This is a genomic window from Streptomyces sp. NPDC014733 (assembly GCF_043083385.1).
Taxonomy (GTDB): domain Bacteria; phylum Actinomycetota; class Actinomycetes; order Streptomycetales; family Streptomycetaceae; genus Streptomyces.
On record NZ_JBIBYO010000023.1, the window covers coordinates 13,296 to 29,774 of the forward strand.

Annotated in this window: 12 protein-coding genes; 7 read left to right on the forward strand and 5 right to left on the reverse strand. The window is 75.1% G+C overall.

What is annotated here, in order from left to right:
* Window positions 1-350: 350 nt before the first annotated feature.
* Window positions 351-1,481 carry an aminoglycoside phosphotransferase family protein gene (locus ACF1BH_RS29950; protein WP_391647547.1) on the reverse strand — a complete coding sequence of 377 codons (1,131 nt, stop codon included), beginning with the start codon at window positions 1,479-1,481 and terminating at the stop codon, window positions 351-353.
* Window positions 1,482-1,768: 287 nt separating this feature from the next.
* Here ACF1BH_RS29950 and ACF1BH_RS29955 point away from each other — a divergent pair, with 287 nt between their 5' ends.
* Window positions 1,769-3,313: a hypothetical protein gene (locus tag ACF1BH_RS29955; protein ID WP_391647548.1), complete on the forward strand. Its 1,545-nt coding sequence runs from the start codon at window positions 1,769-1,771 to the stop codon at window positions 3,311-3,313.
* 146 nt (window positions 3,314-3,459) lie between these two features.
* Here the strand turns inward: ACF1BH_RS29955 and ACF1BH_RS29960 are convergent, their stop codons facing one another.
* Window positions 3,460-4,914 carry a PP2C family protein-serine/threonine phosphatase gene (locus ACF1BH_RS29960; protein WP_391647549.1) on the reverse strand — a complete coding sequence of 485 codons (1,455 nt, stop codon included), beginning with the start codon at window positions 4,912-4,914 and terminating at the stop codon, window positions 3,460-3,462.
* 356 nt (window positions 4,915-5,270) lie between these two features.
* On the opposite strand from ACF1BH_RS29960, the gene ACF1BH_RS29965 reads away from it, so the two are divergent.
* Window positions 5,271-6,695, forward strand: a complete 1,425-nt coding sequence (locus tag ACF1BH_RS29965) for a HEAT repeat domain-containing protein (protein ID WP_391647550.1) — start codon at window positions 5,271-5,273, stop codon at window positions 6,693-6,695.
* Between the two features lie 77 nt (window positions 6,696-6,772).
* Window positions 6,773-10,387 carry a hydantoinase B/oxoprolinase family protein gene (locus tag ACF1BH_RS29970; RefSeq protein WP_391647551.1) on the forward strand — a complete coding sequence of 1,205 codons (3,615 nt, stop codon included), beginning with the start codon at window positions 6,773-6,775 and terminating at the stop codon, window positions 10,385-10,387.
* Window positions 10,388-10,445: 58 nt separating this feature from the next.
* On the opposite strand, the gene ACF1BH_RS29975 is transcribed toward ACF1BH_RS29970, so the two are convergent.
* From ACF1BH_RS29975 to ACF1BH_RS29985, 3 genes are read right to left on the reverse strand one after another with little or no spacing between them, the layout of a single operon-like run.
* Window positions 10,446-11,315, reverse strand: a complete 870-nt coding sequence (locus ACF1BH_RS29975) for a biotin-dependent carboxyltransferase family protein (protein ID WP_391647553.1) — start codon at window positions 11,313-11,315, stop codon at window positions 10,446-10,448.
* Window positions 11,312-11,953, reverse strand: coding sequence for a 5-oxoprolinase subunit PxpB (gene pxpB, locus ACF1BH_RS29980; RefSeq protein ID WP_391647554.1), 642 nt, complete (start codon window positions 11,951-11,953; stop codon window positions 11,312-11,314). The genes ACF1BH_RS29975 and pxpB overlap by 4 nt, the downstream gene beginning before the upstream one ends.
* Window positions 11,950-12,729 carry a LamB/YcsF family protein gene (locus ACF1BH_RS29985; RefSeq protein ID WP_391647555.1) on the reverse strand — a complete coding sequence of 260 codons (780 nt, stop codon included), beginning with the start codon at window positions 12,727-12,729 and terminating at the stop codon, window positions 11,950-11,952. The genes pxpB and ACF1BH_RS29985 overlap by 4 nt, the downstream gene beginning before the upstream one ends.
* 252 nt (window positions 12,730-12,981) lie before the next feature.
* Here ACF1BH_RS29985 and ACF1BH_RS29990 point away from each other — a divergent pair, with 252 nt between their 5' ends.
* The 4 genes from ACF1BH_RS29990 (at window position 12,982) to pcp (ending at window position 16,363) form a co-directional block, all read left to right on the forward strand.
* Window positions 12,982-13,725, forward strand: coding sequence for a GntR family transcriptional regulator (locus ACF1BH_RS29990; RefSeq protein WP_391647556.1), 744 nt, complete (start codon window positions 12,982-12,984; stop codon window positions 13,723-13,725).
* Between the two features lie 199 nt (window positions 13,726-13,924).
* On the forward strand, window positions 13,925-14,689 hold the full coding sequence (locus ACF1BH_RS29995; RefSeq protein ID WP_391647557.1) for a DUF969 domain-containing protein: 765 nt from the start codon (window positions 13,925-13,927) through the stop codon (window positions 14,687-14,689).
* Complete coding sequence (locus ACF1BH_RS30000; protein WP_391647559.1) at window positions 14,686-15,654, forward strand: DUF979 domain-containing protein; 969 nt, start codon at window positions 14,686-14,688, stop codon at window positions 15,652-15,654. Before ACF1BH_RS29995 ends, ACF1BH_RS30000 begins: the two co-directional genes overlap by 4 nt.
* Before the next feature lie 64 nt (window positions 15,655-15,718).
* Window positions 15,719-16,363, forward strand: a complete 645-nt coding sequence (gene pcp / locus ACF1BH_RS30005) for a pyroglutamyl-peptidase I (protein ID WP_391647560.1) — start codon at window positions 15,719-15,721, stop codon at window positions 16,361-16,363.
* Window positions 16,364-16,479 lie beyond the last annotated feature (116 nt).

The window sequence follows — 16,479 nt, forward strand, 5'->3', positions numbered from 1 at the left end:
CGCAAGGCAACCTCCTGGGACCGGCCCCGGCCGGGGCGTTGTGACGGATGATGCGCAGACGTCCGAACGGGACGGGGCTCGACCCACGAGCCCCGACCGGCCTAGAGATATCGGCTGCCCGACGACCCGTCAATCACCTGGCCACCGCGGAATTTCGCATGTCAGCGCGGTACGGAGCGAGTCTTCCCGGGATCGGCCCGCGGCCTGCGAGGCGTCAGTGGAATGGACCGGTGGCGGCCCGGAAGTGGGTGGGGCGGCCCGCCACGCCACGGCACGCCACGGTCGCGCCCCCGGCATGGCGGAGGGGTGGCGCATCCGGCCCCGGACGCGCCACCCCTGCACTTCACCGCTCAGCGGGTGCCGACCGCCGCCCGCACCGCCCGCCGGGCCATCTGGGCGTCGTCGTGCAGCCGCCGCAGCAGCAGCCGCTGCTCCTCGCCCGCGGACAGCACGCCGGGCACGCCCCCCGCCGGGGTGCCCTCCGGCACCGGCTCCCGCATCGTGCGCTGCACCGCGCTCTCGTACCGCTGGATCTCCCGCGTCAGCACCAGCATCAGATTGACCAGGAACGCGTCCCGCGCCGCCGGGCCCGGCGCCTGGGCCAGCTGACTGATCTGACGGCGCGCTGCCGGCGCCTCGCCGAGCTGCGCCCACAGCGTCGCCAGGTCGTAGCCGGGGAGGTACCACCCGGCGCTGTCCCAGTCGAGCAGCACCGGGCCCATCGGCGACAGCAGGACGTTGTTCAGCAGCGCGTCGCCGTGCGAGAACTGGCCCTGGACGTGCGGGATACCGCGCAGCAGCTTCCGCAGGTCGCCCAGGTCCCGGTCGGTCAGCAGCCCCAGCTCGTGGTAGCGCGCGATCCGGCGGCCGTAGTCCAGCGGGGCGTCGAAGAGCCCGGGCGGCGGCTGCCAGAGGTTGATCCGGCAGATCGCACCCAGCGCCGCCCGCACGTCCCCGCGGGCCGGCGCCTCGGAGGGGTGGCGCTGGAGGGCGGCGACGCGGCCCGGCATCCGCTCCACCACCAGCGTGCAGTTCTCGGGATCGGCGGCGACCAGCCGCGGCACCCGAACCGGGGGACGGTGCCGGACGAACGCCCGGTACGCCACTATTTCCTGCCGGAACCGCTCGACCCAGACGGGGGAGTGGTCCAGTAAACACTTCGCGACCGCCGTGGTCCGCCCCGTCGTGCCCACCAGCAGCACCGACCGGCCGCCGCGCCGCAGCACCTGGACCGGATGGAACTCCGGACAGATGCGGTGCACGGAGGCGACGGCGGCGCGCAGCGGGGCGCCCTGGGGACCGGACAGGTCGAGCCGTCCGCTCAGCGGCTGGGCGACGGTGCCCGCCCGCCGGACCCGGCCACCCGCGAGCCCGGGCACCGTCCCCGAGCCGGCGGCCGGATCGGGGTACGGCCGGCCGCCCGCGGGCTGGTGACGGTACGTCCGGGTGGGGGCGGTCACGGCGGACGATGCTGCGTACATGGGTGAGACGGATCCCTTCGTGCGCCGACGAGTGGTGCGCCCCCGGCCCGGTGGCGGGAGCCCGCCGTACGGACCTCGTGCAGAAGGCCGGTTCGGCGTGCCCCTGGAGCAGGGCGCGCACCCTGGGGAATGCGGTCCCGCCACCGGGCCGGGGGCGGCACGTCTACACAACACACCGGCGCGGGTGGCAGACCATGTGGCGCACCCTGGCGAACCCCTGGCGAATGCTCGCGGCCCATGTCAACGGCGGTTACTGTCAACGCAGTCGAGGAACCTGGGGGCTTGACGTGGGCAGGGAGCCGAACACCCGTCTCGCGGACCTTTTCGGACTGGCCGGCTGGTCCAAGGGCGAACTGGCGAGGGCGGTCAACCGGCAGGCGGCGGCCATGGGCCATCCGCAGCTGGCGACCGACACCTCGCGGGTCCGGCGCTGGATCGACATGGGGGAGACCCCCAGAGATCCGGTGCCGAAGGTGCTCGCCTCCCTGTTCACCGAGCGCCTCGGCCGTGTCGTAACCACCGAGGATCTCGGGTTCGCCCGGAGCGGCCGTACGGGGAGGCGGCAGCCCGACGACGGGCTGCCGTGGGCTCCCGAGCGGACCGCCGCGGTCCTCACGGAATTCACGGGAATGGACCTCATGCTCAACCGACGCGGTCTGGTGGGCGCGGGCGCGGCGCTCGCCGCGGGCTCCGCACTGACCGGCGCCATGGACAACTGGCTGCACACCGACCCGGCTCCGCGGCCCGGTGCCGCGGCACACCCCGATCCACTCACCTCCTCCGGCTTCGCACCGTCGCACCGCTACGACCAGATCGGCCTCGACCGCTACGAGGCGGCGCCCGTCGGCTCCCAGGAGATCGACGCGCTGGAACGCTCCGTGGAGGTCTTCCGCGCGTGGGACGCCTCCCGCGGCGGCGGGCTCCAGCGCAAGGCCGTGGTCGGTCAGCTCAACGAGGTCGGCGGCATGCTCGCCTACCGCCACCCCGACCACCTCCAGCGCAGGCTCTGGAGCGTGGCGGCCAACCTCGCCGTACTGGCCGGCTGGATGTCCCACGACGTGGGCCTGGAGCCCACGGCGCAGAAGTACTTCGTCATCGCCGCGCACGCCGCGCGGGAGGGCGGCGACCGGCCGCGCGCCGGTGAGGCGCTCTCCCGCGCCGCCCGCCAGATGGTCCACCTGGGCCGCCCGGACGACGCGCTCGACCTGATGCAGCTGGCCTCCTCCGGCTCCGGCGAACAGGCGCTGCCCCGCACCCGCGCCATGCTGCGCACCATCGAGGCGTGGGCCCACGCGGCCAAGGGCAACGGCAACGCCGTCCGCCGCACCCTGGGGGAGGCCGAGGAGCTGTTCGTCTCCGACAAGGGCGATGTGCCGCCGCCCAGTTGGATGCAGATGTTCGACGAGGCCGATCTGCACGGCATGGAGGCGCTGGCCTACCGCACCCTCGCCGAACACGACCCCTCGGCGGCCGGTCTCGCCCGGTGCCACGCCAAACAGGCCCTCCAGCTACGGGAGTCCGGCCGTCGCCGGTCGCAGATCTTCGACTACCTCTCGATGGCGTCGGCCTGCTTCATCGGCGACGACCCCGAACAGGCCGACCGCTACGCCCGGTTGGCGCTGGCCGCCATCGGTGAGAACTCCTCGCACCGCACCTGGGACCGGCTCCGTGAGATGTACCGCCTCTCCGGGCAGTACTCCGGCAACGACCGGATCAAGGAGTTGCGCGCGGAGATCGACGAGGTGATGCCCAAGCCGCGCGGCAAGGCGAAGGTGCCGGCCCCGGCGACGGCGCTCGACACCCGGCTCGGTACCACCACCTTCTCGGTCTGAGCCGGTGCGGTGCGCCCACGACGCCGGTGGCGCCGGCCCGGCCCGTACGCACCGGAGCAGACCGACGGCCGGGAGGGGCGGTGTGACCGGGCCGCCGGATCCGGTCACCGGACCCCGGCCCTCCCGGCCGGCCGTTCACCGTCGGCTCAGCTGACCCGCGCGATCAGCAGACAGGCGTCGTCCTCACGCGTGGCGCCGTCGAACTCCTCGACGGCGAGCCGGACACACTCCTGGGCATCCCGGGCCGCCGTGAAGCGCGGCGCCAGGGAGAGCAGCCGCTCGGCCGCCTCGTGGGCCGCGTCCGGACCGTGCGTACGGCGCGGCAGCAGACCGTCGGTGTGCAGCACCAGCAGATCGCCGGGGGCCAGCCGCTCGGTGCGCTGACCGTACGCGGCGTTGGCGGTCGCGCCGAGGAGGACGCCCTCCGGCGGGTCCAGCGCGCGCCCCGTGCCGCCGCGGAAGAGCAGCGGCGCGGGGTGCCCGGCCTGGGCCCACTCCAGCTCCCGGGTGGCCGGATCGAAGCGGGCGCAGACGGCGCTGCCCAGCGCGGGCTGGGCGGCGGAGTCCAGCAGTTGGTTGAGGAAGCCCATCAGTGGCCCCGGGCGGTGCCCGGCCACCGCCATGCCGCGCAGCGCACCCAGCACCATCGCCATCCCGGACGTCGCGCTGGCGCCGTGCCCGGTCAGATCGCCGACGCTCAACAGTGTGGTGGCGTCGGGGAGTTGCAGGGCGTCGAACCAGTCGCCGCCGATCAGGGCGCTGGTGGCGGCGGGGAGGTAGTGCCCGGCCAGATCGAGGGCGACCGGGCCGCCCTGCGGGAAGCGGAGCGGACCGCGCCACGGCGGCAGCACCGCCTCCTGCAGTTCGACCGCGAGCCGGTGCTCCGTCCGCGCCGCATGGCGTTTGCGCTGGAGCGAGTCGCGGCTCTCGCGCACCGCCCGCTCACTGCGCCGCAACTCGCTGACGTCCCGCAGCACCGCCCACATGCACGCCGTCGAGCCGTCCGCGTCCAGCACCGGCTCCCCGGTCATGTGGACCGTCCGCACCCGGGCGTCGGGGCGCACGACGCGGAACTCGCCGTCGATGGGGCGGCCGTCCACCAGACAGTCGGTGACCATCGTGGCCAGATGTTGCTGGTCTTCGGCGAAAACCAGCGCGGGCAGCTCGTCGAGGGTCAGCGGGCCGTCGGACGGCTCCCGGCCCAGGATGGTGAACAGCTCCTCGGACCAGCTGACCTCATCGGTGAGGAGATTCCACTCCGCGCTGCCCACCCGGCTCAGCAGCGAACCGCGCGGCGGCTCCTCCTCGGCGGGCGGCGCGAGCGGCCCGGCGTACGCGGCGCCGTCGGTCTCCTCCGGGGGCAGCCCCTCTCTGAGCTGGTCGAGATGGCCGCCGACGTCGTCGAGGTGGTGGACGGCGAGGTCACAGAGCGCGCGCTGCCAGCGCAGCTGCGGATCGACGGTGACGTCGTCGGTCGCCGAGGACCCGCGTACGGCGTCTAGGCCACCGCGCAGTCGGCGGGCCTGGCTGATCAGGGCCTCGACCGTGTCACGCTCGGGTGGCTGGGCGGACGGGCGGTCCGCGAAGAGGGGGGACGGCATCGATTCTCCGAGATATGGCGGCGCCGGCCACGGCGGTCCTGTCCTGGCCGACAGAGCGCGCCCGGGGGCTGGTGTGAGGGCCGGGTAACGACTCTTGCACAGGCTGCGACGGTCTGTAAGTGATTTGGCATGACCCGGAACGGCGTTGCGGTCGGCATATGCCCCAGAACTCCCGTGGGGCGCCACCGGCCGAATCGGCGGAATGACAGATTCCAAGCTAGGCTGCGCCCGCCGTCGCGCTGCCGTGCCCACCGATCCACGCTGGGAACGACGCATACGGCCCGCGGTCACCGGCAAGAATGCCGGTCGGCGGAAATCCCGTTGCCAGCCAGTCCCCCGCACCGGATGCTGACCTCATGTTCGATCCAGACATAGCGCCCAGTGGCACCCTGCTCGGCCTCCTGCAGCGAGGCCGCGGCGACGGGACCCTGCACGCCCTCGCGGCGCCGCGGGCCGAGGCGCTCGCGGCGCTCGACGACTGCGTGCTGCGCGATGCCCGCCGCGACTGGCAGGTGGAGAACCGCTCCCTCTACTACGCGCGCCTCTACATGCAGCTCGACGGCGGACTCGACGCGATCGAACGGCACCTCTTCCATCCGGACGACGGCGTCGACACCGCCGAGGAGCGCACCGGCCTCGCCCTCGCCGTCCTCGGCCACCTCGCCGCCTACGGCCGCGACGCCGCCCGCCTGCTGCTGCGCGGATACGCCGCGACCGGCAGCAACTGGCGCTGGGCCCTGGACGAGCTGGCGCTGCGCGACGACGACGCGGGCCTGGCCGCCCTCGCCCCCGCCGTGCTCGCCCGCTTCCCCGCCACCGCCGAAGGCGACGCCGCGCTGGCCGCCGCCGTCCGCGACGCCTTCGAACCCCACCCCTGGCGGCTGTGGGCCGAGGACCCGCGCTACGCGCAGCGCCTGGCCGCCGCCGGGGAGCAGGGCTCCTTCGACCGCTGGCAGCGGCAGCTGCGCCCGCGTGGGCCGCGGCCCGGCTGGAGCGTCGCCGAGGTGCTGCGCTGGGCCGAGGAGGGCGCGCCGGGCGCCGAGGAGCAGCGGTATCTCGCCGCCGCCCGCTGCCTGGGCGCCGTCGCCGGGCCCGAGGACCGGCCGGCCCTGCTGGACGCCGCCCGGACCGGCTCGGACGCGGCCCGCGCCGCGGTCCTGCACCACCTCGCCGAACGCGGCGACCCGGCCGCCCTCGACCTCGTCGAGACCACCGTCGGCGCCCCCGAGGCGGGCGAGGTGCCCACCGCCGCCGCGCTCGCCGCCTTCGCCCGGATGCCCGCCACCGACGCCGTCCTCGACCGCGCCCGCGGCTGGGCCCGCCGCGACGACCGGCTGGGCGCCGCCGCGGGCGCCGTCCTCGCCCGCCGCGGCGACGCCCGCGACGCCGGGGTGGTGCTCGCCGCGCTGCGCCGTACGGTCCGTGCCGACGGGCCCGACGCCGGTGCGCTGTGGGAGCTGGTCGACGGTGTCGGGCGGCTCGGCGTCGGCTGCGCGGCGCCGGTGCTGCGCCACGTCTACCGTGAGACGGCCTCCTCCGAACTGCGCGGACGGACCGCCGCCGCGCTCGCCGTGACCGACCCCGGCTTCGCCGCCGGGTTCGCCGTGGAATGCCTCTGGGACTGCGAGGAGACCACCCGGGAGCTGGCCGCCCGGCACGCCGCGACCGGCGACGACCGGGTCGTCGAACAGCTCCGCCGTCTCGCCGCCGATCCGGCCGAGGAGGCCGAGGTGCAGACCGCCGTCCGCAGCCGGTTCGGACCGGACGCCTCGGCGGTCTGAGAGGCGGCCGGCACCTCCCGGGCGCCACGCCCCCGACGCCCCCTGGCGTGGCCCGCCTCCGCTGCCACAATGGCCGGATGACCGGACGCTGGGAGTTCTGGATCGACCGCGGGGGCACCTTCACGGACGTCATCGGCCGGCGGCCGGACGGCCGGCTGGTCACCGCGAAGCTGCTCTCGCACCACCCCGAGCGCTACCGCGATGCGGCCGTCGAGGGGATCCGGCGGATGCTGGGGCTCGCGCCGGGGGAGCCGGTGCCCGCCGAGCGGGTCGCCGTCGTCAAGATGGGCACCACCGTCGCCACCAACGCCCTGCTGGAGCGCACCGGCGAGCCGACCGTCCTCCTCGTCACCGAGGGCTTCCGCGACGCGCTGCGCATCGCGTACCAGAACCGCCCCCGCATCTTCGACCGGCACATCGTGCTGCCCCAGCCGCTGTACGACCGGGTGATCGAGGTGCCCGAGCGGCTGGACGCGCACGGCGAGGTGGTGCGGCCGCTGGAGACCGCGGCGCTCCGCGGCGAGCTGGCGCGGGCCCGCGCCGACGGGCTGCGCGCCGCCGCCGTGGTCCTGCTGCACGGCTACCGTCACCCCGCCCACGAGAAGGCCGTCGCCGCCCTCGCCGTCGAAGCGGGATTCCCGCAGGTCAGCTGCGGACACGAGGTCAGCCCGCTGATGAAGCTGGTGCCGCGCGGCGACACCACCGTCGTCGACGCGTACCTCTCGCCGGTGCTGCGCCGCTACGTCGACGAGGTGGCCGCCCAACTCCCCGGCATCCGGTTGATGTTCCTGCAGTCCAACGGCGGGCTGCGGCGGGCCACGCACTTCCGGGGCAAGGACGCGGTGCTGTCCGGTCCGGCCGGCGGTGTCGTCGGCATGGTCCGCTCCGCAGCCGAGGCGGGGCCCGGGTACGACCGCGTCATCGGGTTCGACATGGGCGGCACCTCCACCGATGTCGCGCACTACGCGGGCGAGTTCGAGCGGGTGCTCGGCAGTGAGGTGGCCGGGGTGCGGATGCGCGCGCCGATGATGAACATCCACACCGTGGCCGCCGGCGGCGGCTCCGTCCTCCACTTCGACGGGCGCCGCTACCGCGTCGGCCCCGACTCCGCGGGCGCCGACCCCGGGCCCGCCTGCTACCGCCGCGGCGGCCCGCTCACCGTCACCGACGCCAACGTCATGCTCGGCCGGATCCAGCCCGGCCACTTCCCGGCGGTCTTCGGCCCGGACGGCGACCGGCCGCTCGACGCGGAGGTGGTCCGCACCCGCTTCGCCGAACTGGCCGCGCGGGCCGCCCGGGAGACCGGCGACGCCCGCGGGCCGGAGGAGGTGGCCGCCGGGTTCCTCGACATCGCCGTCCTCAACATGGCCAACGCGGTCAAGAAGATCTCCGTCCAGCGCGGCCACGACCTCACCCGCTACGCGCTGACCAGCTTCGGCGGCGCCGGTGGCCAGCACGCCTGCGCCGTCGCCGACGCCCTCGGCATCGACACGGTGCTGATCCCGCCGCTCGCCGGGGTGCTCTCCGCGTACGGCATCGGCGTCGCGGACGCCACCGCGATGCGCGAGCGTGCCGTCGAGACGGAGCTGACCGGCGAGGCGGCCGCGGACCGGGTCCGGGCCGTCTGTGACGAACTGGCCGGGCACGCCCGCCGCGCACTCGTGGACGAGGGCGTGCCCGCCGCGAGCGTCACCACCCGCGCCCGGGTGCTGATCCGCTACGCCGGGACCGACACCACACTCGGTGTCCCGCTCGCCGGCGCGGACGAGATGGCCGCCGCCTTCACCCGGCTGCACCGCGCCCGCTACGCCTTCACCATGGACAAACCGCTGGTCGCCGAGGCGGTGACGGTCGAGGCGACGGGCGCCGCGGGCGGCGCGGGCGCCGGCGCCGAGCGGCCCGGTCCCCGTGAAGGCGCCATGCGGTCCGCCGCAACCGTCCGGATGTACGCGGGTGGCGCCTGGCGGGACACCCCGCTCTTCGCGCGCACCGGGCTGCGGCCCGGGGACACCGTCACCGGGCCCGCGCTGGTCACCGAGGAGGACGCGACGACGGTCGTCGACCCGGGCTGGCGGGCGACGGTCGGCGACGCCGGGCATCTGGTGCTGGACCGTGCGGAGCCCCGTCCGGAGCGGGCGGCCGTCGGGACCGCGGCGGATCCGGTGATGCTGGAGGTGTTCAACAGCCTCTTCATGGCCATCGCCGAGCAGATGGGCGTCCGGCTGGAGCACACCGCGCACTCCGTCAACATCAAGGAACGCCTCGACTTCTCCTGTGCGCTCTTCGACGCGGTCGGCAACCTCATCGCCAACGCCCCGCACATCCCGGTCCATCTGGGGTCGATGGGCGAGTCGATCAAGGAGGTGCTGCGGCGGCGCGGCGCGGGTATGCGGCCGGGCGACGTCTACGCGGTCAACGACCCGTACCACGGCGGCACCCATCTGCCGGACGTCACCGTCGTCACCCCGGTCTTCGACGACGCCGGACGCGAACTGCGCTTCCTGGTGGCCTCGCGCGGCCACCACGCGGAGATCGGCGGGATCACGCCCGGTTCGATGCCGGCGTTCAGCCGGACCGTCGACGAGGAGGGCGTCCTCTTCGACAACTGGCTGCTGGTCCGCGACGGGCGGCTGCGCGAGGAGGAGACCCGCGCGCTGCTGACCTCCGGCCCGTACCCCTCGCGCGCGCCCGACGCCAACCTCGCCGATCTGCGCGCCCAGATCGCCGCCAACGAGAAGGGCATCACCGAGCTCCGCCGGATGACCGCGCAGTTCGGCCTCGACGTGGTCCGCGCGTACATGGGGCACGTCCAGGACAATGCCGAGGAGTCGGTCCGCCGGATCATCGCCGGGCTCTCCGACGGCAGCTGCGACTACGTCACCGACAGCGGTGCACACATCAAGGTGGCGCTGACCGTCGACCGGGCCGCGCGCACCGCGGTACTGGACTTCGCCGGCACCTCACCGCAGCAGCCGGGCAACGACAACGCCCCGCGCTCGGTGGTGACGGCCGCGGTGCTCTACGTCTTCCGCACGCTGGTCGCCGACGACATCCCGCTCAACAGCGGCTGTCTGAAGCCGGTCGAGGTGCGCGTCCCGGACGGCTGCATGCTGGCGCCGTCCCACCCGGCGGCGACGGTCGCCGGGAACGTCGAGACCAGCCAGGCCGTCACCGGCGCCCTCTACGCCGCACTGGGCGTCCAGGCCGAGGGCTCCGGCACGATGAACAACCTGACGTTCGGCAACGACCGGGTGCAGTACTACGAGACGGTCGCCTCCGGCTCCGGCGCGGGCCCGGACTTCGACGGCACCGACGCCGTCCAGACCCATATGACCAACTCCCGGCTCACCGACCCCGAAGTGCTGGAGTGGCGCTACCCGGTGCGGGTCGACGCCTTCGCGGTACGGCCCGGCAGCGGCGGCGCCGGGGCCCAGCACGGCGGCGACGGCGTCGAGCGGCGGCTGCGGTTCCTGGAGCCGATGACCGTCGCCCTGCTCACCGGCCACCGCCGCGTCCCGCCGTACGGCATGGCGGGCGGCGCCCCGGGCGCGCTCGGCGAGAACCTCCTGCGGCGCGCCGACGGCACCACCGAGCAGCTGCGCGGCCGCGACACCGCCGAGGTGGGCCCGGACGACGTGCTGGTGGTGCGGACGCCCGGCGGGGGCGGGTACGGGGAGCCGGGCGAGGCGTGAGGGGCGCGTGGCCGGGGGCGTGCGCCTTGCCCTCACGCCCCGACTTCACGCCCCGACTTCACGCCCCGCGCAGCGGCCGGAAGCGGATCGGGGTGCCCGGTACGGCCTGGGCGGCGGCGGCCAGATGGCGGGCGGGGACCACGCCGATCACCGGGTAGCCGCCGGTCGTCGGATGGTCGTGCAGGAAGAGGACCGGCAGCCCGTCCGGCGGCACCTGGAGCGCGCCCAACGGCATGCCCTCACTGGGCAGTTCACCGTCCCGCGCGCGCTCCAGGGGCGGGCCCTCGGTGCGCAGCCCGATACGGTTGCTCGCCGCCGAGACCCGGAAGTGCCCGGTGGCCAGGGTGCGGTGGCCGTGCGCGGTGAACCAGTCGTCGCGGGGCCCGGGCCGGTAGGGCAGCAGCAGCTCGGCGGGCGGGCCCGGGTGCGGTACGGCGTCCGCCGACGCCGGGGCCGGGGGCTCGGCGCCCAGTGGCAGCACCGCGCCGTCGGTGAGCGGATCGCCGCCCAGCCCGGAGAGCAGATCGGTGGCGCGGCTGCCGAGCACCGGCTCGGTGACGAGGCCGCCGCCGAACGCCAGGTACGAGCGCAGCCCCCGGGTGGCGGGCCCGGCGTCGAGGACCGCGCCGGCCGGGACGCGGACCGGGGCGCCCCAGGCGGCGGGCCGGCCGTCGACCGTCACCGGGCAGGGCGCGCCGGTCACCGCGACGGTGGTGGCGCGGCGCATCCGGACGGCGCATCCGGTGAGCGTGGTCTCCAGGCCGGCCGCCGACTCCGCGTTGCCGACGAGGCGGTTGGCGAGGCGGTGCGCCGGGGCGTCGAGGGCGCCGGAGAGCGGTACGCCCAGGTGGGCGTGGCCGGGGCGGCCGAGGTCCTGGACGGTGGTGAGGGCGCCGGCGCGCACCACGAGGCAGGCGTGATCGGTCATCGGACCCTCTCCGTGTCGCGGGTCCGGTCCACAGAAACGAACCGGACCCGGGTGCCGGGCGTGAGCAGGGCGGCGTTCTCCCGTGCCGGGTCCCACAACGCCGCGTCGGTCCGGCCGATCAGCTGCCAGCCGCCGGGGGAGGAGCGCGGATAGACGCCGGTGTACGGGCCGGCGAGCGCGACCGCGCCGGCCGGGACCCGGGTGCGGGGGGTGGCCCGGCGCGGGACGTGGCACTCCTCGGGCAGCCCGGTGAGATAGCCGAAGCCGGGGGCGAACCCGCAGAACGCCACGTGGAAGGTGGTGGCGGCGTGCCGGCGCACCACCTCGTCCGGGGTGGTGCCCCACAGCGCGGCGACGTCGGTCAGGTCCGGGCCGTCGTAGACCACCGGCAGTTCCACGGCCGGTCGGTCGGTGGCGGTCAGCGGCGGGATGTCCCAGGTGGCGAGGGAGGCGGCGAAGCCGCGGGGGTCGTCGAGACCGTCGAGGAAGACGGTGCGGGCGGCGGGCACGATCTCGGTGACGGGCGGCAGGACTCCGGCCGCGGCGCGCCGCAGCAGCTCCGCGTGGAGGGCGCCGACCTCGTCGGCGGTGTCCGGTTCGAGGAGGAGTCCGTGCGCGCCGACGGGCAGCGCTCTCATACGAAGCTCCGCACCACCACGCCGGCGGCGGCGAGTTCGGCCTTCACCCGGCGGGCGAGCGCGGCGGCGCCGGGGGTGTCGCCGTGCAGACAGAGCGACCGGGCGCGGACCGTGACCGGCGTGCCGTCGTGGGAGCGGACGGCGCCGTCCCGGGCGATGCCCAGGGCCCGCCCGACGACCTCCTCGGGGTCCTCGACGACCGCGCCCGGCTCGCGCCGCGGGACGAGGGTGCCCCCGGCGGTGTAGGCGCGGTCGGCGAACGCCTCCTCGACGACGGGGAGTTCCGCCGCGCGCGCCGCCTCGTGCAGCCGGGAGCCGGGCAGGCCCAGGACCGGCAGCGATCCGCCCGCGGCGCGGATCCCGGCGACGACGCCGGCGGCCTGTTCGGCGTCGTGGACACAGCGGTTGTAGAGCGCGCCGTGCGGTTTGACGTAGCCGACGCGGGCCCCGGCGGCGCGGGCGAAGACCTCCAACGCGCCTATCTGGTACGCGATCTCGTCGGCCAGCTCGTCGGCGGGGACGTCCATGGCGCGGCGGCCGAAGCCGGCGAGGTCGCGGTAGGAGACCTGGGCGCCGATGACCACACCGCCGGCGGCGGCGCGTTCGCAGACCCGGCGCATCGTGCCGGGGTCCCCGGCGTGGAAGCCGCAGGCGACGTTGGCGCTGGTCACGACGGACAGCAGGGCGTCGTCGTCGGTGAGCCGCCAGCGTCCGAAGCCCTCGCCCAGGTCGGCGTTGAGGTCGATGACGGCCGGTTGGACGGCGAGGTCGCTCATGGGTGTCCGCTCCAGGGCTCGGTGGCAGGGGGCGCGGCGGCCGCGGGGAGCGGGCGCCCGGGGCGGGCCGGTGGGGCCCGGGGCCGTGGGGCGCACGGGCCGACCGGCGTCGGGCCCAAGGTAGCGATCGTTGAACGATCCGACAAGAGGTGTGTTGTTCCGATCCGGTATCTGGGATTGACTTCCGGCGGGAGAACGATCGAGGCGGCGCCCGGCACGGACCGGCGCCACGGCGGAAGCGGGGTGGGCCGGATGGCCGGCGGAGCGGCGAAGGCGGAGCGGCGGCAGCCGGTCGACGTCGAGGGGCCGGCGGACGACCGGGCGCTGCTCGGCCGCGCCGGCACCGCCGAGCGGGTCGCGGACATCCTCCGCGACCGCATCACCGAGGGCCACTTCCCGCCCGGCGTCCGGCTCTCCGAGGAGTCCATCGGCGGCGCCCTCGGCGTCTCCCGCAACACCCTGCGCGAGGCGTTCCGGCTGCTCACCCACGAACGGCTGCTGGTCCACCGCCTCAACCGCGGCGTCTTCGTCCGCGTGGTGACCGTCGAGGACCTGGCCGACATCTACCGCGTCCGCCTGCTCGTCGAGTGCGCCGCCGTCCGCGGTCTGGGGCAGGGGCCGTACGACGAGGGGACGCGGGCGGCGATCGGCGCCATCGAGGCGGCGGTGCGCTCCGGGGAGGCGGCGGTGCGCGAGCGTGCCTGGCAGGAGCTGTCCACCGCCAACATCCGCTTCCACCAGGGCGTCGCGGCGCTGGCGGACAGCCCGCGCACCGACGAGCTGATGCGCGCGGTGCTCGCCGAACTCCGCCTGGTCTTCCACGTCATGGACGATCCGCGCCGCTTCCACGCGCCGTACCTCACCCGCAACCGGCAGATCGTCGAGGCGCTGGAGGACGGCGACGCCGCCGCGGCCGAGCAGCTGCTCCGCTCGTATCTGGAGGACTCGCTCGCCCAGCTCTCCGGGGCGTACGCCCGGTTGATCGCGGAGGGGTAGCGGGCCGGGCGCAGGGGCGCGGCGGCGCCGGGCCGGGCGCGGGACCGCCGGCGTCCCGGTGCCCGGCCGCCGGCGCGCCGCCGGAAAGTTCCCGCCCCCGAACCCCTTGTCGGATCGTTGAACAATCGCCTAGCCTCCGCTGCAATCCATTCATCGATCCTCACGGTCACGTGGGGTCCTGTACGCGGAAGGCGGGCCCATGATCGTGCTTCTCGGCGTGCTCGTGGTCGTGATCGGCTTCGCCACGAAACGCCACCCTCTGCTGGTCGTCGGCGCCGCGGGCATCGTCGCCGGACTCCTCGGCGGGCTCTCGCCCCAGGAGGTGCTGGCCGCCTTCGGCAAGGGCTTCGCCGACAGCCGGTCGGTGACGATCTTCGCGATCACCCTCCCGGTCATCGGTCTCCTGGAGCGCTACGGCCTCCAGGAACAGGCCCGCAACCTGATCGCCCGCTTCGCCAAGCTCACCACCGGCCGGTTCCTCGCCCTCTACCTGGGCATGCGGCAGGTCGGCGCCGCGCTGGGCCTCACCGACGTCTTCGGCCACGCCCAGACCGTCCGCCCGCTGGCCGCCCCGATGGCCGAGGGCGCCGCCGAGCGCCGCCACGGGGCGCTCACCGACGCCGCCCGCGAACGGATCCGCTCGTGTGCCGCCGCCGCGGACAACGTCGGCCGGTTCTTCGGTGAGGACGTCTTCCTCGCCGTCGGCTCGATCCTGCTGATCACCGGCTTCGTCAACACCACGTACGGGACCCACCTCGAACCGCTCCACCTGGCGCTGTGGGCCATCCCCACCGCCGTGTGCGCCTTCGTCGTCCACGGCTGGCGGATGCTCCGCCTCGACCGCCACCTGGAGCGCGAACTGCGCGCCGCCAACGCCGTGGGCACCGGCGGCGACCGGCCCACCGAGACCACCCACCCCACCGGCCACGCCGGGAACGCCACCGCAGCGGAGGCCACCGAATGATCAAGGCAGAGTGGTTCTACTGGCTGGTCGGCCTCAGCTTCCTGGTGATGGCCGGGCAGATGTTCACCGACCGCAGCAACGCCAAACGGCTGGGCACCGCCGCCTTCTGGGGCCTGATCGGCGTCGGCTTCATCTACAGCAGCTGGGTCGTCAACGGCCGGGCACCCGCCGAACCCCTGGGCGCCGCCGTCCTGGTCATGGTGCTCCTGGCCGGCTGCGGGCTCACCGGACGCGGCACCCCGCGCACCACCACTCCCGCCGAACGCACCGCCCACGCCGCCCGCTTCGGCAGCCGCCTCTTCGTCCCGGCGCTCACCATCCCCGTCGTCGCCCTGGTGTGCGCCGTCGGCGTCGCCCGGCTGCGGATCGGCGGACAGCCGGTCCTCCAGGAGGGCAGCGAGACCATCCTCGGCCTGGGCATCGGCGCCGTCGTCGCCCTCGTCGTCGCCATGGTGATGCTCCGCGAGAAGCGGCTCTCGGTGCCCGTCGCCTCCGGCCGCTCGATGCTGGAGTCCATGGGCTGGGCGATGCTGCTGCCGCAGATGCTCGCCACGCTCGGCGCCATCTTCCAGGTCTCCGGCGTCGGCACCCAGGTCGGGAAGATCACCACCGCGGTGCTCCCCGGCAACTCCCTCTACATCGCCGTCGTCGTCTACTGCCTCGGGATGTTCCTGTTCACCATGATCATGGGCAACGCCTTCGCCGCGTTCCCCGTCATGACCGCCGCCGTCGGCTGGCCCGTCCTCGTCGAGCACTTCCACGGCAACGCGCCCGCCGTCCTCGCCCTCGGCATGCTCGCCGGATTCTGCGGCACCCTGGTGACCCCGATGGCCGCCAACTTCAACATCGTCCCGGCGGCCCTCCTGGAGCTGAAGGACCAGTACGGGCCGATCAAGGCGCAGCTGCCCACCGCGGGTGTCCTGCTCGGCTGCAACATCGTGATCATGGCGCTCTTCGCCTTCTGACCCAGGGCCGCCGCCGTCCGCGCCGCCCGCCGCGCCGGGCGGCCGCCACCACCGAGGAGAGAGCATGACCCGGGTACTGCTGACCGGCTTCGAACCGTTCGACGGCGAGAAGACCAACCCCTCCTGGCTGGCGGTCCGCGCCGCCGCCGCGCAGCCGCCCGCCGGGCTGGACCTGCGCACCGCCGAACTGCCCTGCGTCTTCGGCGAGGCGGCCCGCGCCCTGCGCGCCGCCGTCGACGGGCACCGGCCCGACGTGGTGATCTGCGTCGGCCAGGCCGGCGGCCGCCCCGACATCACCGTCGAACGCGTCGCCGTCAACCTCGACGACGCCCGCATCCCCGACAACGCGGGCGCCGCCCCGATCGACGAACCCGTCGTCGCGGGCGGCCCCGCCGCCTACTTCTCCACCCTGCCGGTCAAGGCGTGCGTCGCTGCCGTCCGCGCCGCGGGCCTGCCCGCCTCCGTCTCGCACACCGCCGGGACCTTCGTCTGCAACCACGTCTTCTACGCCCTCGCCCACCTCATCGCCACCGAACTGCCCGCCCTGCGCGGCGGCTTCGTCCACGTCCCCTACGCGCCCGAGCAGGTCACCGGCCGGGCCCAGCCGTCGCTGCCGGTGGACACGGTCGCCCGGGCGCTGTGCGAGATCGCCGCGACCGCCGCCACCACCCGCGAGGACCTGCGGCTGCCCGGCGGCGCCACCCACTGACGCCGGACGCGGCCCGGCGGTGCGGCCGCACGCCCGGCCGGGTACGGGCCGTCACCGGCCGTGGAAGGCCCGCGTACACTGGCTGACCGGCCGGAACGTGCCCCCGGAGCCGGCCG